The following is a 17,430-nucleotide window of genomic DNA, read 5'->3' on the forward strand; positions in this document are numbered from 1 at the left end:
GTATCGCCCCGGCGGCCATCTGCCGCCGTCTTGTCGGGCATTGACCCGGGAGGTGGATCAATGGCGTCAACCGTGCAGTTCCATGCTGCGACGTCACTCGAGGACGCGCTGGAGCGTCTCGATCAACTCGGCTCGGAGGCGAGGGTGCTCGCCGGCGGGACCGACCTGATGATCCAGTTGCAGGGAGGACAGCTCTCCCCTCGTGAGCTCGTGCACATCCACGCGGTCCCCGGCCTCGCCGACTTCGCCGTCGATGAACAGGGCCTGCGCCCGGGCGCCATGGTGACCCACGAGAACCTCTGGCGCCACGCCGGGGCCGACGATTTCACGAGCCTCAGTGAGGCGGCACGTCAGGTCGGGGGCTGGCAGACCCAGTCCATCGGCACCGTTGTGGGAAATGTGGTCAACGCGTCCCCCGCAGGGGACCTTCTGCCGAGCCTGCTCGTGCACGAAGCCGTGCTGCATCTCGCCCGAAGTGGCAATGAGCGCACGGTGCCGATGTCGGAGTTCTTGCTCGGGCGTAGGCAGACCGCACGCGAACCGGAGGAGCTCGTCACCAAGATCACGATGGGGCCGGTGCCTGCCGGTGCAGCCGAGGCCTTCGTCAAGGTCGGCCGACGGCGTGCCATGGAGGTGTCGGTCGTCGCGGTGGCTGTTCGACTTGTCATGGACCCGTCCTCAGGTGTCATCACGGATGCCCGGATCGCGGTCGGTGCCGCGAGCGCCGTTCCCCTTCCGGGCGGCCGCTGCTGAGCAGCTGCTCATCGGTGCCCACCCCAGTCACTCGATCTTCCGTGAGGCCGGGCAGGCAGCCCTTGAAGGCGCCAACCCCATCGACGACATGCGGGCCAGCCGCCGCTACCGGCTCACGGTGCTGCCTAGAGCCGTTGCCCACGCGCTCGCCCGTGCTGGTGAGCGTATTGACAAGACAAGGAGTGTGGCATGACCACCGAGTCGGTGAGCTTCACCGTGAACGACTCCGAACGCACCACTGAGGTGACAGGTTCGGAGACACTGCTCGACACGTTGCGCGAGCGAATGGGCCTGCGTGGCACCAAGGAGGGCTGCCTCGAGGGTGAGTGTGGCGCCTGCACCGTGCTGTTGGACGATCGCCCGATCGATTCCTGCATCTATCCGACCGCGGCATGCGCCGGTCGCGCGGTCCGTACGGTGGAAGGCGTCGGTGAGGTCGATGCGCCGTCCCTGCTCCAGCAGGCAATGGTGCGTTGCGGCGGCGTTCAGTGCGGCTTCTGCACTCCCGGGTTCGTCATGTCCCTGACGGCGCTGCTCGAGCGGGAGGCAAACCCCGACCGGGAGGCCATTCAGAACGCCATCAGCGGCAACATCTGCCGGTGCACCGGATACACCCAGATCGTCGAGGCAGTCGAGGCCGTGCTGGTCGAGAGTGGCCGGGCCAACACCGCGCAAGGGGCAACGTCATGAGCGTGACCATCGGCGCAAACATGAACCGCACGGACGGCGTGGCCAAGGTGACCGGCTCAGCGCAGTACGGAGTCGACCACGTCGTGGTGGGCATGGCACACGGAGTGGTCCTGCGCTCCCCGGTGCCGGCCGGGCGACTGGTGGGGATCGACGCCGAGCGGGCGAAGCGTCTGCCGGGCGTCGTCGCTGTCGTCACGGCCGCAGACCAGCCGAACGTGTACGGCGGATGGGTCCTCCAGGGATCAGCAGATCCTCGCAGTCGACCGGGTCCGCTACGAGGGCGAGCCTGTGGCGATCGTCGTGGCGGAGTCGCGCGAGCAGGCGCAGGCTGCGGCCGATGCAATCCTGCTCGACATCGAGGAATGGGAAGGCATCACCCTCGAACGTGCTGCGAAGGGGGATGCACGTGTCATCCACCCCGAGTGGGCGAAGTACGTTCCGACCTTCGGGGTGGACCACCCCGTGTCGGACAACTGCGCGTGTGAGGTCACCGCCGAACCCGAAGGGGTCGACGAGGCCTTCGCTCGGGCTGCCCACATCGTCGAGGGCACCTACTCGGCCCAACGGCAGTACCGGGCATATCTCGAGCCGAAGGCGGCCACCGCGACCTACGAGCACGGCCGCTTCGTGATCACGACGGCGAGCCAGTACCCGTTCAACGTTCGCGATCGGATCGCCCAGCTGTTGGCAGTCCGGCCCAGCGACGTTCGAGTCGTGGGCAAGACGATCGGTGGCGGCTTCGGTGCCAAGCTGGACGGTTGGGTCGAGCCGCTCGCCGCGCTCGCCGCGAAGGTGACGGGACGAACCGTCAGCATTCGCACGAGCCGAGCCGAAGACATGCTCACCTGTCCGACCCGCGACAACGCGACAATGACGATCCGGACTGCTCTCGACGCCGAGGGTCGCATGATCGGGCGTGAGTTCTCGTGCGACATGGACAACGGCGCGTACAGCGGGGAGATGCCCCGGCTGGCCAGCCTGCCGCTGTCCATCATCGGGTCGGTCTACAAGATGCACGGCCCGATGCGTGCCAGCGTCCGGTTGTGGTATACGAACACCGCTCCCACAGGTGCGTTCCGGGCCGTCAACGGCGTCTACCTCTACATGGCGCAAGAGCAGCACATGGATGAAATCGCCGACCTGCTCGGCGTGGACCGGCGCGAGTACCGCTTGCGTCACCTGTTCACCGACGGCGAGAAGAGCCGGACCGGTCAGGTCTTCGAGGACGCCAGCATCTTGCGTACGGCCTTCGACAAGCTCGAGGAACACGCCCCGTGGCAGGAGGTCCTCGACGGCCTCAAGCCGAACCGGGGGGTGGGTATCGCGGCCGGCGTCTGGATGACGAACCCGATGCCGGGCGAGGTGACGATCAAGATGTACGAGGACGGCACCGCCAGCCTCATCACCGCGGCGAACGACAATGGTTCCGGTGCGGTCTCGATGGGTCTGACCCAGATCGTCGCCAGCGCGCTCGGCATGAATGAAGGCGACGTTCGGTCGTCCCTTCCGGACACCGATGTCTCCGGATACGACGGGGGCTCCCGGGGAGGTCGCACCACGGCCATCGTGGGCACAGCGGCCCTCGAGGCCAGCATCCGGGTCCGGGACAAGCTCCTCGCCGTCGCGGCCGGTCTCCTCGAGGCCAGCCCGGAGGACATCGAGCTCATCGATGGTCATGCCCGAGTCAAGGGGGCTCCGAGCTCGGCAGTGCCCCTCGCTGCTGTTGCCGCGACGGCGACCTTCACGACGGGTTCGATCTCGGCAACGTCGTCCTACACGTCTCCGCCCATTCCCTTCGATGCCGGCTGCGCGTCGGGCGCGCTCTTCACGACCATGAGCACGCCGACCTACCACGTGCATCTCGCCGTGGTCGAGGTGGACGAGGTGACTGGGCATGTCGAGGTGGTGCGCTACATCGTCGTCCAGGAAACCGGGAAGGTGATCAATCCGGTCGGCGCCCGCGGACAGGTCCGGGGCGGAGTGGTGCAGGGCATCGGATACTCGCTGTACGAGAGCATGCGCATCGGCGACGACGCGCGACTCGTGGAGAGGAGCCTCGAGAGCTACCGTCTGCCGCTCGCAGTCGACGTTCCCGAAGTCGAGATCATCTTCATGGAGCACCCCGATCCCCTGACCGGTCACGGTGCCAAGGGATTGGGAGAGGCCCCGGTGGTTCTCACCGCGGCTGTGATCTCCACCGCCGTCCGCCATGCCACGGGCAAGTCGTTCACGGCGATTCCGATCACCCCGGAGGACGTGCTCTTCGCACTGGTGGACGCGGAGTCTGATTCCTGACCGCAGGCTCGACCAGCAAGGCGAGGGGGTCATCGGCACCGGCCGATGACCCCCTTGACGCGTAACGTTTCGCCGCGAGGCGTGAACTGAACCGAGTTTCGACTACCCGGTGGAGCCGGAAGTGCTCGTGACTGCATGTCCGCCGAACTGGTTGCGGAGTGCGGCGATCATCTTCATGCTCGGTGAGTCGTCCCGGCGTGAGGCGAAACGTGCGTAGAGCGCGGCTGTGATCGCGGGCAGGGGGACGGCCTGATCGACTGCGGCCCGGATGGCCCAGCGGCCTTCGCCGGAGTCGGCGGCGTATCCCCGCACGTCTCGGAGGTGCTCGTCCTTGTCCGGGGCGAGCACGGCAAGGTCGAGGAGCCGAGGAGCGGACGACGGATCCGTGCTGCCACGAGCGGAAGACCTCGCGCACGTCGGTGACCCGGTTGGCTGTCTCCAGCAGTTCCCAGCCCTCTGCGAAGGACTGCATGACGCCGTACTCGATGGCGTTGTGAACCATCTTGGCGAAGTGTCCGGCGCCGGTCGGTCCCGCGTGGACGAATCCCTCACCACCGGTGGGTGTCAAGGCATCGAAGATCGGTCGCGCTGCAGCCACGTCGTCGTCGGAGCCCCCGCACATGAGGGCGTAACCCTCGGTGAGTCCCCACACGCCACCGCTCACTCCGCAGTCGATGTAGGCGACGCCGCTGGCGCCAAGGATTCGGGCGTGGTGTTCGTCGTCGCTGTGGTGCGAGTTGCCGCCGTCGATCACCGGGTCGCCGGGGAGAGCAGTTCGGCGAGCGTCTCGATCGTGCGTATGGTGGCGTCCCCCGCAGGGACCATCACCCACAGTCGGCGCGGGGTGGGGATTGCTTCCACGAGTTTCGCGAGGGAATCGACGTCGCTTGACTCCGAGTGCGGGTCGAAGCCGATGACGGACAGTCCTGCTCGCCGCAGCCGCTCGGCCATGTTGCCGCCCATGCAGCCCCGGGCCGATCATTCCGATCGTTTCCATTGAGTCCTCGTCTCTGTTTGATCTTGTGCGACCGGGGCGATGCCGTTGGCCTAGTGAGTGGTGGGTGTGGTCGATTCGATGAAGTCGACGGTCCGGTGTCGCGAGTGCATGACGACGGAGTGGGTCACCGTGGAGCCGGCGTCGCGCCTGACCCCGCGGACCGGGTCTCCGTCCGTCACTCCGGTTGCCACGAAGATCACGTCGCGGCCCGAGACGAGGTCCTCCGTCGTGAGGATGCGGTCGAGGTCGTGGCCGGCGTCGACCGCCCGGGCCCGCTCTCGCTCATCCTGTGGCCAGAGTCGACCCCGGATCACGCCGCCCGGGCTGCGAATCGCACATGCCGCCGGGGTCCCTTCGGGAGTGCCGCCGATTCCGAGCAGCAGATCGATCCCGGTCCCCGTGCGTGCGGCGGCGATGGCGCCCGCGACGTCCCCGTCCATGAGGAGCTGGAGGCGGGCACCGCTGCGTCGAACCTCGCGCACGAGATCTTCGTGGCGTGGCCGGTCGAGCATCGCGACCGTGATCTCTGAGGGTGCGCGGCCAGTTGCCTTGGCCACGCGCCGGATGTTCACCTCGGCCGGGGCGCTGATGTCCACGACGTCCGCAGCCTCGGGACCCGTGACCAGCTTCTCCATGTAGAACACGGCGGAGGGGTCGTACATCGCGCCGCGTTCGGCGATGGCGACGATCGACAGCGCGTTGTTCAGCCCGTTGGCTGTGAGTCGGGTGCCATCGATCGGGTCGACGGCAAGATCACACGCCGGGGCGCCGCCGCCGGAGCCGACTCTCTCGCCGTTGAACAACATCGGCGCGTCATCCTTCTCGCCCTCGCCGATCACGACCGTGCCGTTGATGGCCACTGTGCCGAGGAGGTGCCGCATCGCGGCGACTGCCGCGCCGTCGGCGCCGTTCTTGTCCCCACGCCCGACCCGGGCAGCCGATGCGACGGCCGCAGCCCGGGTGACTCGAGCAAGCTCCCACGCCGGGCCCGGCTCCAACGAGGACGATCCGTGGGTCAGGTCGAGCGGCGTGTGCCCGGTGTTCTGGCTTCCCGGTGCTTCAAGGGTGATGGACTCATTCATGTGCCGGTACCTCGCTGTCTGCGCGCGTGCATTTGCGCGATGTCGCGCAACCGAGTGGAAGATATCGGGCAGATGCCGGGTCTACAATCTCCCATCCGTACAAATTGGGCCTTCCTCGCAGTGCAGGGCGCATTATGCTGCGTGAATACGCGCGACCAATGCGCCGCACACGAGGCCGGGGGGACGAACGTGACCGCGCAGGCGAGACAGCGTCAGATCATGGATCGAGTGACGTCCGAGGGCTATGTCGAAGCCCATGACCCGGCTGAGTCCCCCGGGTGTCAATCCCTCGACCATTCGGCGCGACCCGGATTCGTTGGCCAAGACCGGACGGATCCAGCGGACACATGGCGGCGCCGGCTCGTCGCTGATGGGACTGGGGACGTGCCGTGCACGCGCAAGGTGCATGAACGCGTGTCCGAGAAGAGGATGATCGCCGGGATCGCCGCGGACCCGGTCAAGGACGGGGACACAGTCATCCCGGACAGTGGTTCCACGACGTATGAGATCGCCGTCGCGCTGCGTGATCGGCCAGTCACGGTGATCACCAACGACCTGAGGATTGCGCATTTCGTCGCAACGAGCTCGGATGCGCGGCTCCTGGTAACGGGCGGCGAACTACTGGGCGCCGTTTTCACCTTGGTGGGCGATCGCGCCCTGTCGTTCTTCGACGACCTGAGTGCGGATTGGACGTTCCTCGGAGCGGATGCCGTTGACGCCTCGATCGGGATCACGAACACCAACACGCTCGAAGTGCCGACCAAGCGCGCGATGATCGCCGCGGCTGCAAAGACCCTTGTCGTTGTCGACAGCAGCAAGTTCGGCCACCGAGCGCTGGCCGGGGTGGCCGCCATCGACGAGGTCGACGGAATCATCACCGACGACCAGATCGCTCCCCGAAGAACGTCATGCCTATGGCGCCGGAATCATCGCCGGCACGTAGCGACCGACATATCTTCCGGTCGCCGTGACTGTGGCCCGGTCACAGTCGGGGCCAGTCGAACTGTGCTGGCAGGGCAAGGACAGAGTGCCCGTCGTGGGCGAGCATCGAATCATGGTCAACAGCTCTCGCCAACGACGCCAGCGCGTCGCAGTCCTCGGTGCCGGCATGGTCGGACTCAGCACAGCCTGGTACCTCCGGGAGCACGGCGTCGACGTCACGGTCTACGACCGCGACGACGTGGCCGCTGGATCCAGCTGGGGCAACGCCGGCTGGCTCACCCCCAGCATTGCGGTGCCCCTGCCTGAGCCGTCGGTCCTGAAGTACGGCTTGCGAGCTGTGCTCAGTCCGTCGTCGCCTGTCTACATCCCGCCCACTGCCGACCCCCGACTCATCCGGTGGTTGCTGCAGTTCGCGCGCAACTGCACCAACACCCGTTGGCAGCGTGCGATGCAGGCGCTCATCCCCTTGAACAACGGTGCTCTGGCGGCGTTCGACGAGATGGGCCACGGCGGCGTCATCGAACCGACGCGCACGGCGGAGCCCTTCACTGCCGCCTTCCGCACGGTGGCGGACAGCAAGGGCCTGCTGGAGGAGTTCGAGCAGATCCCGGCTGCCGGACAGCAGGTGAACTTCGAGGTCATCGACGGCGACGAGGCGCGCCGGCAGGACCCGGCACTGTCGGACGAGATCGGCACCGCAATCAGGCTCCATGGCGAGCGCTTCCTCGACCCGTCGGCCTACGTGCACTCGGTTGCCGAGTCAGTCCGCAACCGTGGTGGGGAGATCCGCTCCGACTCCGAGGTCACCGACATCCGGGCCAGCGGGTCGGGCGTCATCATCGCCGGCGAGCACTACGACGCCGTGGTGATCGCGACCGGCGCGCGCCTGAACAAACTGGCCCGCCAGTTCGGCGTACGACGGGTCGTCCGGGCGGGACGCGGCTACTCCTTCACGGTCAAGGTGGACCAGCAGCCCCGGGGCCCGGTCTACTTCCCGAAGCAGAGGGTGGCATGCACTCCCGTCGGAGATCGGCTCCGCGTTGCGGGGATGATGGAGTTCCGCGACGTCGCCGCCCCCCGGGACCCACGCCGCATCCGGGCCTTGGTGGACGAGGCCAGCCGCCTCTTGACGGGCGCCCACCTCGACCAGCGTGAGGACGAGTGGGTCGGAGCCCGACCCTGCACCGCCGACGGTCTGCCACTGGTCGGCGGTACAGAACAACCCGCACGTCTTCATCGCCGGCGGTCACGGGATGTGGGGCATCACGCTCGGGCCCGTGACGGGCAAGCTCCCGGCCGAAGAAATCATCACCGGCAACAGCCCCGCGCAGCTGCGCGCGGTCAACCCCCTGCGCTGAGAAGGAAGCCCATGACCAACCCGACTCACATTGCATCGCCGGACGCGCCGGCCGCGATCGGCCCCTACGTCCGGGCGGTGGCCCATCACGGTGTCCTCTACTGTTCCGGCTCGCTGCCACTTGACCCAGCAACCGGTCAGCTGGACAACGCCGATCTGACCGCGGAGGTGCGGCGCAGCCTCGGCAACCTCGAAGCCGTGTGCCGCGAGGCGGGTACCTCGCTCGATCGAGCTCTTCGCCCGGGCGTCTTCACGACACGCCCGGAGGCGTTCGCGGAGATCAACGCGGCGTACACCGAGCACTTCGAGGGTCGGCCGGTGCCGGCCCGAACCACGATCGGCGTGGCTGCGCTGCCTCTGGGCGCCGTGGTGGAGATCGATGCGATCGTCGCCTTGACCTGATCGGGACTCGCCCCGGTCAGTGCCCTGCTTGCTTACCGGCTATCTCCGGGCGCAATGCCGGGCGCTGGGCAGGATCGGTGAGGTCGACCGGCCATCGTTCGGCCAACCGGGTCAGGCGGTAGCGAACCGTGTTGGGGTGGATTCCGAGTGCGTGCGCCGCGCGACGGGGTTCGCCCCAGTAGTCGATGACCGCAGCCGGGGGTCTCGATCAGGTCCCCACCGTTCTCGCCCTCGTCCACGAGGAGATCCTTCACCGGCGAGACCAAGGACCTGTGGGCGAGCCCCGCAACCGCTCGGGCCAGCACCAGTGCGGTCCATGAGGATTCCAGGGGACGCCACAGGATGCTCGAGTGAATCGGGGCTCAGCCTCATCAGCTCGTCCGCAGCAGCTCGAGACTGGGTCACCTCGGCGACAGAGTCGACCGGTCCGCCGGCGACGATGAGGAGCGACGAGTTCCGCGTGCTCTCCTCGCGGACGAGCTCGCGGAGCCACGCCCAGCTGCCGACGCCCGCGCCCTCTTCCTGCAGCAGGGCATACACGGCGTCGTCGATGTCCGCGATCAAGGGCTGGCGCCAACCACGCCGGCGGGTCAGCGCTTGCCACAGCTGGCAGCGGGCCTCTGCCGGTGTCTCGACCACGGGGCCGGAGAGGACCGCAACGCGCCAAGGACCGGGAGCGAGCCAGCTTGGCTGCCCGGCAACACGGCTCTTCAACACGGTGCGGATCTGGTCCAGGTGCACCTGCAGCTGCAGCTCGCTCTGCGCACGGATGCGGAGCAGATAGAGCGCAACAACCTCCGTAGCAGCGCGCAGCTCACGCGCTCGAGCCGCGGGGGCCGGCTCTTCCATCACGGCCCACACCGATCCCAGCCATTCGCCACCTGCCCGAACGGGCACGACGAACCGCGCCTTGACGCCTGCCTCTCCCGCCGGCACGAAGACGGCAGCGTCGGATGACGCGAGCCGACGGAAGACGCCCAGTGCGCGGAAGTGCTCGCGCACCTGCCGCGGCACCTGCCGACCCACGATGGTCGACATCCTTGCCTCGTCGACCCCCGCTTGACCGGTCGAGTAAGCGAGCACTCGAGAGGCTGGGTCCTCGATCGTGACCGGAGCCCCGAGAATGGTGCCGATCTTGTCGGCCATCTCGAAGAGGTCGTGGTAGACGTGGTCGGCCGCGCCCTCGTCACGCCGGGTGCTGGCAGCGGTGTCGAGCGTGCTGCGCAGTAGCCGAATGGCGGCGGTCCGGGTGACGTCGGGGACCACCGCGAGCAGGGACAGCCCCGCGTCGACACACATCTTCTGGACCCTCACGTCCCCAACCCACGGGTCACGGAGCACGAGGCCGGAAGCATCGCGAGCACGCTGGACGAGGTCGGCTACGTCGTCGATGTCCCGAGCGCCTACACCCGGGACCGGGTCACCTGTTTCGACAACGGTGCTGTCACCCGGCTCGATCATCTCCAGCTCGCGGACCGGGATGTGTCCGTCACCCTGAACCAGCGTGATGAAGGCCGAGGTAAGGGCATCTGCGAGGCCTGATGCCGTGATCACGAGGCCACATTGTCACGAGAACGGTCGCCGCGGCGTTGACCTCACGTCACAATCCGACCCCCGGAAACTGTGCCGCGCGGCCAGCCAGTCCCGTTCAGGTCCGGGCGATGATCGGCCACAGCAACACCGAGATCAGGAGGATTGTCATGCTCGTCGATGGACAAGCGAGTGCGTACGGCGCACAGAACCGCGGTGCTGCGCTGGCCCGGCGCGAGATCGACCCGGACGCTGTGGCGCACAACGTCGGCCTCCCCGGCGGCCCGTTGTGCTCCCGCTGAGCTGATGGTCGTGGTGAAGGCCGATGCCTACTCCCACGGAGCGGGGCAGGTCGCCCGAGCTGCGCTGGATGCCGGCGCGGCCCCGCTTGGGAGTAGCGGTCCTCGAGGAGGCGTTCGAGCTGCGACGCCCGGGGATCGATGCTCCCATCCCGGCTCGGCTTGCCGCGCCCGGTGCGCCGTGCGCAGAGGCCCTCGGTCTCGACATCGAGCTGGCTGCCTACTCCTGTTCGCAACTGGACGCGATCGCTCGGGCTGCTCAACTCATCGGGGGCGTCGCCCGGGTCCATCTCAAGGTGGAGACAGGCATGTGGCGCGGGGGTGCCGCAGGGGAGTGGCCCGACATGGTGGCCCCGGCCCGCAGGTACGAAGAGGAGGGCGTGCTGCACGTGCAGGGGGTCTGGTCACATCTGGCCTGCGCAGACACCCCTGACAACCCGGCCAACGACGCTCAGCTCGCGGTCTTCCTCGATGCAGTGGCGACCGCACACGCCGCCGGACTACGGCCCACCTTCCGGCACCCGGCCAACTCGGCGGCGGCCCTGACGCGGGCGGACATGCACTTCGACATTGTGCGCTGCGGGCTCGCCGTCTACGGCGTCAATCCGCTCACCGATCAGGATGTGAACGTGGACCTGCGTCCTGCGATGGCGATCAAGGCGCACGTGGCGCACGTGAAGACAGCCCCGGCCGGCGTCGGAGTCTCCTATTCACTTACCTACGTCACGACCGCTCCGACAACCTTGGCTGTGGTGCCACTCGGCTACGCAGACGGAGTGCCAGTCCTCGCTGACCCCGGGGCTCCGATCGGACGCCCGGGGACCGCTCTCCAGATCGCCGGGCGCGTCTGCATGGACCAGCTCATCGTCGACATGGGTGAGGTGCCGGTGGAACCCGGGGACGTGGTCACCCTGCTCGGCCCCGGCGACGACGGTGAGCACACTGCGGCCCAGTGGGCCTCGGCCAGTGGGCGCAGCGCCTACGACATCTTGACCGGCTTTGCGAGACGGCGGGTCCCGATCTTCGCGCGCCAGCAGTGATGTCCGGACATCGGCCCTGAACTCACGCTCGCACAAAGCGAGGACCGCAACGTTGTCGCGGCGGGCAATGCGCTGGCCGGTCACTGGAACTGATGATCGGAACACCGATGACACACCGCCTCCTCTTCTCGCAGGACGGCGCGGTGTCACAGCAAACGGCGGCCCCGCTCGCCAGAAGGAGAACCCCAATGCCCGCACCATTGATTCGAGGACTCGTGCTCGCGGCGGCCTCCGCCCCGGCGCTCAGCGCCTGCGCGACGACTGCGTCGACCACTGGGTCCTCGACGTCTTCGGACGAGGCCATCACCGCCAAGACGGTGGGCGAGAAGCCGGCGGACGACGCGACGCGCATCAAGGCCGACGCCTCGGCGGCGCAGCCCACCGGCGACCCTGTCCTCATCGGTCAGACCGGTGGCCTGACCGGCTTCATGTCGATCTTCGACGGCCCGATCAAGCAAGGGATGGAGTTCGCGATCGAGGATCTCAACGCGTCCGGAGGCATTCTCGGTAGGCCCGTCGAGCTCGTCACCACCGACAATACGAGTGACGTGTCGAAGATCCAGACCGCGGCCGAGAACCTCTTGGAGCAGGGGGCTGACGTGGCGGTCGTTTCCTGCGACTACGACATGGGTGGCCCGGCGGCCGGGACGGTCAACGCCAAGGGCATCCTCGCGTTCGGCTGCGCAGGAGCCGACGAGTTCGGCTTCAAGGACCTCGGTCCACTCACCTACAACGTCAACAGCGGCACCGGGGCCGAGGGTGCGGCGATGGCCGACTACCTCAAGGCCAAGGGCTACACGAAGCCCTTCCTCATCACGGATCAGTCGCTGCAGTTCACCCAGACCCTCGGCGAGACCTTCACTGAGCGGGCCGAGGAGATCGGACTGGAGCTGGAGGGGGAGGAGGACTTCCAGAACAGCGACGCCTCGGCCGCGGCCCAGATCGCCGCGATCCGGCAGTCGCAGGCCGACGTCGTCGTCGTCGCGAGCTACCCGCCCGGCGGACCGACGCTACTGCGCCAGCTCCGAACTGCCGGCGTCTCCCAGCCGGTCGTCGCTGGTAGTGCCTTCGACGGCGTCTACTGGCTCGACACGATCAAGGACCCCGGTGACTTCAGCATCGTCGTGGCGACGTCGCTCTTCGGTGACGACCTCAGCGCCGCGCGCAACGAGTTCTTCGCCGGGTTCGAACCGGCGACGGGCATGTACCCGACCTTCGGCTATTCGATGGTGCAGGCCTTCGCCCCGGCTGCTGAGAGCGCCGGCAGCATCGAGACCGACGCGGTCCGGGCGGCGCTGGACGAGTTCACGGATGAGCAGCTGCTCATCGGGGCCACGACGTACACCTCCGAGTGCCACATCCCCACGCCGCGGCCGTACCACGTTGTCAGCTATGCCGGCGGCACCGCCAAGGTGGTCGACTACGCAACGACGGTCGACATCCCCGGCGAGCAGCCGTGCTGACGTGGTTCGAGATGAGCCGACGGAGAACCCCCATGCCGAACCCGGGGGGCAACCACGGCGCCCCCCGGGTTCTCCGCTCGACGGGCCTGTCGGTCGCCTTCGATGGCATCCGGGCGCTGCAGGGCATCGACCTCGAACTACGACACGGTGAGATCCTCGGACTCATCGGGCCCAATGGCGCGGGCAAGTCGACCATGACCAACGCGTTGACCGGTTTCGCGCAGTTCAGCGGTCAGCTCGAGGTGGACGGGCACGACGTCACTGGCTGGAGCTCACACCGACTGGCGCGCTTCGGCGTACGCCGTTCCTTCCGAGCGGTACGGCTCTTCCAAGGCATGTCCGTCAGGGAGAACGTCGAGGTGGCGGCCCTCGGCTGCGGCATGGCCCCGGCCGCGGCGAGCCGAGCCGCGGCCGACGCGCTCGAGGCGTTCGGTCTGCTCGACCACGCAGACTCCCCGGCCGGGGCCATGCCGTACGGACATGAACGTCGGCTGGGGATAGCGCGGGCCGTCGTGGCTCAACCGCGGTACCTCCTGCTCGACGAACCGGCCGCCGGTCTGAACGAGGAGGAGAGCGATCTGCTGCTCTCCCAGCTCCGGGTCGTACCTCAGCACTTCGACTGCGGCGTGCTCCTGATCGAGCACGACATGCGGCTGGTGATGGGGCTTTGCCATCGCATCCACGTCATCGACCACGGAAGGACCCTCGTGGTGGGAACCCCCCGACGAAGTTCGCTCCGACCCGGCCGTCATTGAGGCCTATCTCGGGAGTGGAGCGCACCATGCTTGAGGTCCGAGATCTCACGGTCTCCTACGGGACGTTGACCGCGGTGCGTGATGTGTCGCTCCGCGTCGGCGTGGGAGAGATCGTCGCGGTTGTCGGCCCCAACGGTGCCGGCAAGTCAACGACACTGTCAGCCGTGGCCGGGCTGCTCCGGCCGGGGAACGGGACCATCGAGTTCCAAGGGCGCGAGATCCGGGGGGAGTCACCCGAGAACATCGTCCGCCGTGGCATCGCGCTCGTCCCGGAGGGGCGACACATCTTCTCCTCTCTCACCGTCGAGGAGAACCTCATGCTCAGGGGCCACCTGCCGCACCGATCGGGCTGGTGTACGGCGATCGCTCGATGAGCAGTGCTCCCGGTTCCCCATCCTCGCGGACCGGAAGAAGCAGCAGGCCGGATACCTGTCGGGCGGAGAGCAGCAACAGCTCGCCATCGCCAGAGCCCTCATGTCGTCGCCCACCATGCTCCTGCTCGACGAGCCGTCCCTCGGCTTGGCACCGCGAATCGTCGACGACGTGTTCGCAACGATCTCCGAGCTTCGAACCGGTGGATTGAGTGTGCTGCTCGTCGAGCAGAACGCCACGCGCGCCGTGGCGATGTCTGATCGGGCGTACGTGCTCGGCACCGGACGCGTCACCCGATCGGGAACCCCCGAAGAGCTCGGTGAAGGAGGAGGCATGGCCGCCGCATATCTCGGTCTCTCCCGGGAAGCAGAATCATGAACGCACTCATCCGGGCGCTCGTCGACGCTCTCTACCTCGGAAGCCTCTACGCGCTGTATGCACTTGGTGTCGCCATGATCTTCGGGATCATGCGCCTCATCAACTTCGCTCATGCCAGCCTGATCGCGGCCGGGGCCTATGCCCCGGCAGTCACCACCGGCCAGCCGCTCGCCCTGCGCATCGTCTTCGCCGTCGCGGTCTGCGTGGGCTTGGCGCTGTTGCTCGAGCTCGTGGCGTTCAGGAGCCTGCGTGGCGCAGACCCGGCCACTCTCCCGGTCACGTCCTTCGCGGTCTACGTCACGCTCACCGCCGTGTTCGAGGCAGTGTTCGGAAGTCTGCCGACGGCGAGTCCCATGAACGACTGGTTCCAGCTCAGCTGGGTGGCCGGCAGCCTCTACCTGCCCACGATCAACGGTCTCACGCTGGTCGTCGTCGGGGTGCTGCTTATCGGCCTCAGCCTCTTCCTCGCCAAGACGCGATGGGGCCTCCAGATGCGCGCTGCGGCAGAAGACTTCTCAACCGCGCGTCTGCTCGGAGTCCGTGCCAATCGAGTCATCATGCTGGCGTTCGCCATCAGCGGCATGCTGGCCGCGGCGGCCGCGATCCTGCTCGTGGGGAAGGTTGGGACGGTCACGCCGACGTTCGGCATCATCCCGGTGCTGTTCGGGCTCATCGCTGCTGTGGTCGGCGGGTTGTCGAGCCTGCGTGGCGCGGTGCTCGGCGGGTTCGTCATCGGCATCACCAGCCAGCTGCTGCAGTACTTCCTCCCCGAGGACCTGCGGCCGTTCCGGGACGCGTTTCTCTTCGCCACGGTCTTCCTGATCCCGGTCTTCCGCCCACAGGGCCTCATCTCTCCCAAGCAGGGTGTACGTGTATGAAACGCCTTATCGAACGTCTCGGCGTTCCACTCAGCATCTTCGTCCTCGTTGCCGTCGTCGCTGGACTCGTCCACGCGGTGTCTCAGGCCTCGCTGCAGCGGACGGTCATCGTGGTCCTCATCAACATCGTGCTCGTCGTCGGGCTCTACGTCTTCACCGGCAACTCAGGCGTCTACTCGTTCGGTCACCCGGCCTTCGCCATGTTGGGCGCGTACGTCGGGGGCCTGCTCGTCATGTCGACAGAACTCAAGGAGGTCCAGGTCCCGGACGCCCCGGACTTCCTTCGCGCGATCGAGGTCTCTCCGGTCCTCGCGGTGCTCATCGCCGGGCTCGTGGCGGCATTGGTCGCCATCCCCATCGCGATCCCGCTGTCACGCATCGGCGGGCTCTCCGCCGGCCTCGCGACCGTGGCGATGCTCCTGTCGATGAACGTGATCGCGAGCGAGTGGACCGATGTCACGCGAGGTCGTCGTGCCCTCTCGTCCATCCCTACTGAGACGACCTTGGCGTCGGCGCTGTTCTGGGTCTTCATCGTGCTGCTGCTTGCCGGCCTCCACCAGACCTCGTCCTCAGGTCGCCAGCTGCGGGCGTCTCGAGATGACGAGATCGCCGCGGCGGCCTCAGGAGTGCGCACCCCGTTGCTTCGCGGCCGGGCCTTCGTCCTGAGCGCGTTCGTCACCGGTGTCGGCGGCGCCCTGTTCGGCATGTTCCTCGGCTCGGTGAGTCCCTCGGTCTTCTACCTTGACTACACCTTCATCGTCATCGCCATGCTCGTGGTCGGTGGCGCCCACAGCCTGACCGGCGCCGTGCTCGGTGCTGCGGTCATCGGAATCCTCCAGGGAGTTCCTGCGCCGCGCCGAGGCAGGCAACCTGTTGGGGCTCGACATCCCGTCTCGTCCCGGGTTGGCGAACATCGCACTCGGCGTCCTCCTGATCGTCATCCTCGTCCGGCTGCCTCGGGGCCTGAGTGGCGGTCACGAGCTCCGATGGTGGCGTTGGCGCCCGAGTTTGGGATCGGCGGCAAGGTCCGCGACCACCCGACCAAGGACCAGTTACTAGAACCACGTCCGAAATTGCTCCATCGCCCGCCACACCGAGCAAGACAAGGAGAAGGCATGGCAGTGACCAAGATCGAGATCGCCACCTCCAACGAAAGGTTGAGCTCGCCGGTTGCCATGGACGACTACGTCGTCGCCTCACAAGAGGGGTGAAGGTTGACTTCGTCGGTACTCGCGCACGCAGATCGGGCCCCCACCGGGAGTCCGCGGCAGGCAGCGAAGAACCGCGCCACGAGCACCTGCTGAGACATCGTCGGCGGCGGAAGGCATTGACGGTGCATCACGTCGCCGCGGAGGTGGGCGTCCACCCGACCACCATCTCGCGGTGGGAACGTCGAGCGCGGTTGCCGGGACCGCACCACGTGCGCGCCCCGGCCGGTGTCCTCGATCTGAGCGTGTCGGACGTGGCGGAGTTCTTCGACAGTGTGCGCCTGCCTGACGTCGAAGCATGCGGCGTACGAGGCCACGGACTGAGGCCGCTGCGGCGTGCGGCAGGGCTCAGTGCTCACACCGTGGCCGCAGCGGTCGGAGTTCCGGTCCACAGCGTCTACAACTGGGAGCTGGGCACGGCGCGGATGCCCGACCGGGCAGTCCGCGGTGTCGCAGATCTGATGGGGCTGAACCCCGAGCGCCTCGTTGCGCTGCTTCATGTTGCCCCTCCGCCACCGCCGACCCGCCGGGGGGCGTCGCCGCTGCGTCGGCTGCGTCATCGGGCCGGGTTGTCGCAATCGGTCGTTGCGGGAGCGAATTGGCCACTCTCGCCATGCGCTGGGTGGCTGGGAGCGGGGAGCGGAGCCTCCGTTGGTGGCCTTGCGTCGGCTCGCGGTCGTCTATGGGGTGCCCACGGACGTCGTGGCCGGGGCCGCGCGAGTGCAGCCCCCACCGTTGCTGGACACGCGTCGCTGGAAGCCGGGCACGATTCAGGATGTCCCGGCCGTGATGCGCCGTTGGCATGGCTTGACCCAACGCGAGGTCGCGGACCTGACAGGGAGCAGCGGTGCCGCCGTGCGGACCCGGGAGGCGGGGCTCCATTTGCCCTCGCCTGCGGCCCTACAGCGGCTCGAGCGAGCCTATGGTCTCGAACACGGAGCCCTGCTTGCTACGTATCCTCGACGGTGATCGTCCCGACGAAATTTGCG

At 67.6% G+C, this 17,430-nt stretch carries 19 protein-coding genes and 5 pseudogenes; 19 read left to right on the forward strand and 5 right to left on the reverse strand.

All coding sequences use genetic code 11. The features are described from left to right. Window positions 1–60 precede the first annotated feature (60 nt). The 5 genes and pseudogenes from LP418_RS25460 to LP418_RS34635 all read left to right on the forward strand — a co-directional run bounded on the left by LP418_RS25460 (window position 61) and on the right by LP418_RS34635 (window position 3,738). Window positions 61–753, forward strand: a complete 693-nt coding sequence (locus tag LP418_RS25460; RefSeq protein ID WP_257954155.1) for an FAD binding domain-containing protein — start codon at window positions 61–63, stop codon at window positions 751–753. Beyond that, on the forward strand, window positions 695–946 hold the full coding sequence (locus tag LP418_RS34625; protein ID WP_442940012.1) for a hypothetical protein: 252 nt from the start codon (window positions 695–697) through the stop codon (window positions 944–946). Before LP418_RS25460 ends, LP418_RS34625 begins: the two co-directional genes overlap by 59 nt. Continuing rightward, on the forward strand, window positions 943–1,443 hold the full coding sequence (locus LP418_RS25465; protein WP_257954156.1) for a (2Fe-2S)-binding protein: 501 nt from the start codon (window positions 943–945) through the stop codon (window positions 1,441–1,443). Before LP418_RS34625 ends, LP418_RS25465 begins: the two co-directional genes overlap by 4 nt. A gap of 92 nt (window positions 1,444–1,535) precedes the next feature. Further along, a pseudogene (locus LP418_RS34630) lies at window positions 1,536–1,743 on the forward strand (hypothetical protein); the annotation flags it as partial. Window positions 1,744–1,905: 162 nt separating this feature from the next. After that, the gene (locus LP418_RS34635) at window positions 1,906–3,738 is read left to right on the forward strand and encodes a xanthine dehydrogenase family protein molybdopterin-binding subunit (RefSeq protein WP_257957188.1); all 1,833 of its coding nucleotides are present in this window, start codon (window positions 1,906–1,908) and stop codon (window positions 3,736–3,738) included. 102 nt (window positions 3,739–3,840) lie between these two features. Here LP418_RS34635 and LP418_RS31640 read toward each other — a convergent pair whose 3' ends face one another. The 3 genes and pseudogenes from LP418_RS31640 to glpX form a co-directional block, all read right to left on the reverse strand. Further along, window positions 3,841–4,086, reverse strand: coding sequence for a hypothetical protein (locus LP418_RS31640; protein ID WP_336276165.1), 246 nt, complete (start codon window positions 4,084–4,086; stop codon window positions 3,841–3,843). 91 nt (window positions 4,087–4,177) lie between these two features. After that, window positions 4,178–4,701 (reverse strand): annotated as a pseudogene (locus LP418_RS31645) (NAD(P)-binding domain-containing protein); the annotation flags it as partial. A gap of 84 nt (window positions 4,702–4,785) precedes the next feature. Beyond that, window positions 4,786–5,817, reverse strand: coding sequence for a class II fructose-bisphosphatase (gene glpX, locus LP418_RS25485; protein ID WP_257954157.1), 1,032 nt, complete (start codon window positions 5,815–5,817; stop codon window positions 4,786–4,788). A gap of 256 nt (window positions 5,818–6,073) precedes the next feature. Between glpX and LP418_RS34640 the strand changes: the two genes are divergently transcribed. From LP418_RS34640 to LP418_RS25495, 3 genes and pseudogenes are all read left to right on the forward strand, one after another. After that, window positions 6,074–6,250, forward strand: coding sequence for a DeoR family transcriptional regulator (locus LP418_RS34640; protein WP_442940013.1), 177 nt, complete (start codon window positions 6,074–6,076; stop codon window positions 6,248–6,250). Beyond that, window positions 6,247–6,639 (forward strand): annotated as a pseudogene (locus LP418_RS34645) (DeoR/GlpR family DNA-binding transcription regulator); the annotation flags it as partial. The gene LP418_RS34640 and the pseudogene LP418_RS34645, both read left to right, overlap by 4 nt. A 232-nt stretch (window positions 6,640–6,871) precedes the next feature. Then, the gene (locus LP418_RS25495) at window positions 6,872–8,518 is read left to right on the forward strand and encodes an FAD-dependent oxidoreductase (RefSeq protein ID WP_257954159.1); all 1,647 of its coding nucleotides are present in this window, start codon (window positions 6,872–6,874) and stop codon (window positions 8,516–8,518) included. 16 nt (window positions 8,519–8,534) lie between these two features. Here the strand turns inward: LP418_RS25495 and LP418_RS34650 are convergent, their stop codons facing one another. Continuing rightward, the gene (locus tag LP418_RS34650) at window positions 8,535–8,705 is read right to left on the reverse strand and encodes a helix-turn-helix domain-containing protein (RefSeq protein ID WP_442940324.1); all 171 of its coding nucleotides are present in this window, start codon (window positions 8,703–8,705) and stop codon (window positions 8,535–8,537) included. After that, complete coding sequence (locus LP418_RS25500) at window positions 8,630–10,072, reverse strand: PucR family transcriptional regulator (protein WP_257954160.1); 1,443 nt, start codon at window positions 10,070–10,072, stop codon at window positions 8,630–8,632. Before LP418_RS25500 ends, LP418_RS34650 begins: the two co-directional genes overlap by 76 nt. A 107-nt stretch (window positions 10,073–10,179) precedes the next feature. Here LP418_RS25500 and LP418_RS25505 point away from each other — a divergent pair, with 107 nt between their 5' ends. From LP418_RS25505 to LP418_RS34675, 11 genes and pseudogenes are all read left to right on the forward strand, one after another. Next, window positions 10,180–10,350: a hypothetical protein gene (locus LP418_RS25505; RefSeq protein WP_257954161.1), complete on the forward strand. Its 171-nt coding sequence runs from the start codon at window positions 10,180–10,182 to the stop codon at window positions 10,348–10,350. Between the two features lie 68 nt (window positions 10,351–10,418). Further along, window positions 10,419–11,387, forward strand: a complete 969-nt coding sequence (alr, locus tag LP418_RS25510; protein WP_442940014.1) for an alanine racemase — start codon at window positions 10,419–10,421, stop codon at window positions 11,385–11,387. 188 nt (window positions 11,388–11,575) lie between these two features. Continuing rightward, complete coding sequence (locus LP418_RS25515) at window positions 11,576–12,850, forward strand: ABC transporter substrate-binding protein (RefSeq protein WP_257954163.1); 1,275 nt, start codon at window positions 11,576–11,578, stop codon at window positions 12,848–12,850. A 32-nt stretch (window positions 12,851–12,882) separates the two neighbouring features. Further along, window positions 12,883–13,389: pseudogene (locus LP418_RS25520) on the forward strand (ATP-binding cassette domain-containing protein); the annotation flags it as partial. A 133-nt stretch (window positions 13,390–13,522) separates the two neighbouring features. Then, window positions 13,523–13,639 carry a hypothetical protein gene (locus LP418_RS34655; protein WP_442940325.1) on the forward strand — a complete coding sequence of 39 codons (117 nt, stop codon included), beginning with the start codon at window positions 13,523–13,525 and terminating at the stop codon, window positions 13,637–13,639. After that, entirely contained in the window at window positions 13,632–13,979 is a 348-nt protein-coding gene (locus LP418_RS34660) for an ATP-binding cassette domain-containing protein (RefSeq protein WP_257954165.1), read from the forward strand. The genes LP418_RS34655 and LP418_RS34660 overlap by 8 nt, the downstream gene beginning before the upstream one ends. 115 nt (window positions 13,980–14,094) lie before the next feature. Then, the gene (locus LP418_RS34665) at window positions 14,095–14,355 is read left to right on the forward strand and encodes a hypothetical protein (RefSeq protein WP_257954166.1); all 261 of its coding nucleotides are present in this window, start codon (window positions 14,095–14,097) and stop codon (window positions 14,353–14,355) included. After that, window positions 14,352–15,233, forward strand: coding sequence for a branched-chain amino acid ABC transporter permease (locus tag LP418_RS25535; RefSeq protein WP_257954167.1), 882 nt, complete (start codon window positions 14,352–14,354; stop codon window positions 15,231–15,233). The genes LP418_RS34665 and LP418_RS25535 overlap by 4 nt, the downstream gene beginning before the upstream one ends. Before the next feature lie 77 nt (window positions 15,234–15,310). After that, window positions 15,311–16,444, forward strand: a complete 1,134-nt coding sequence (locus tag LP418_RS25540; protein WP_257954168.1) for a branched-chain amino acid ABC transporter permease — start codon at window positions 15,311–15,313, stop codon at window positions 16,442–16,444. Beyond that, window positions 16,441–16,917 (forward strand): annotated as a pseudogene (locus tag LP418_RS34670) (helix-turn-helix transcriptional regulator); the annotation flags it as partial. The gene LP418_RS25540 and the pseudogene LP418_RS34670, both read left to right, overlap by 4 nt. Before the next feature lie 313 nt (window positions 16,918–17,230). Then, complete coding sequence (locus tag LP418_RS34675) at window positions 17,231–17,410, forward strand: helix-turn-helix domain-containing protein (protein ID WP_442940326.1); 180 nt, start codon at window positions 17,231–17,233, stop codon at window positions 17,408–17,410. Window positions 17,411–17,430: the final 20 nt, after the last annotated feature.

The organism is Nocardioides sp. B-3 (assembly GCF_024703895.1).
In the GTDB taxonomy this organism is placed as follows: domain Bacteria; phylum Actinomycetota; class Actinomycetes; order Propionibacteriales; family Nocardioidaceae; genus Nocardioides.

Excerpts from the sequence above, each read along its gene's own strand:
- LP418_RS25460 (WP_257954155.1), top strand. The coding sequence starts at position 61 with ATGGCGTCAACCGTGCAGTTCCATGCTGCGACGTCACTCGAGGACGCG.
- LP418_RS34625 (WP_442940012.1), top strand. The coding sequence starts at position 695 with ATGCCCGGATCGCGGTCGGTGCCGCGAGCGCCGTTCCCCTTCCGGGCG.
- LP418_RS25465 (WP_257954156.1), top strand. The coding sequence starts at position 943 with ATGACCACCGAGTCGGTGAGCTTCACCGTGAACGACTCCGAACGCACC.
- glpX (WP_257954157.1), bottom strand. The coding sequence starts at position 5,817 with ATGAATGAGTCCATCACCCTTGAAGCACCGGGAAGCCAGAACACCGGG.
- LP418_RS34640 (WP_442940013.1), top strand. The coding sequence starts at position 6,074 with ATGACCCGGCTGAGTCCCCCGGGTGTCAATCCCTCGACCATTCGGCGC.
- LP418_RS25495 (WP_257954159.1), top strand. The coding sequence starts at position 6,872 with ATGGTCAACAGCTCTCGCCAACGACGCCAGCGCGTCGCAGTCCTCGGT.
- LP418_RS25505 (WP_257954161.1), top strand. The coding sequence starts at position 10,180 with ATGATCGGCCACAGCAACACCGAGATCAGGAGGATTGTCATGCTCGTC.
- alr (WP_442940014.1), top strand. The coding sequence starts at position 10,419 with ATGCCGGCGCGGCCCCGCTTGGGAGTAGCGGTCCTCGAGGAGGCGTTC.
- LP418_RS25515 (WP_257954163.1), top strand. The coding sequence starts at position 11,576 with ATGCCCGCACCATTGATTCGAGGACTCGTGCTCGCGGCGGCCTCCGCC.
- LP418_RS34660 (WP_257954165.1), top strand. The coding sequence starts at position 13,632 with ATGCTTGAGGTCCGAGATCTCACGGTCTCCTACGGGACGTTGACCGCG.
- LP418_RS34665 (WP_257954166.1), top strand. The coding sequence starts at position 14,095 with ATGCTCCTGCTCGACGAGCCGTCCCTCGGCTTGGCACCGCGAATCGTC.
- LP418_RS25535 (WP_257954167.1), top strand. The coding sequence starts at position 14,352 with ATGAACGCACTCATCCGGGCGCTCGTCGACGCTCTCTACCTCGGAAGC.
- LP418_RS34675 (WP_442940326.1), top strand. The coding sequence starts at position 17,231 with ATGCGCCGTTGGCATGGCTTGACCCAACGCGAGGTCGCGGACCTGACA.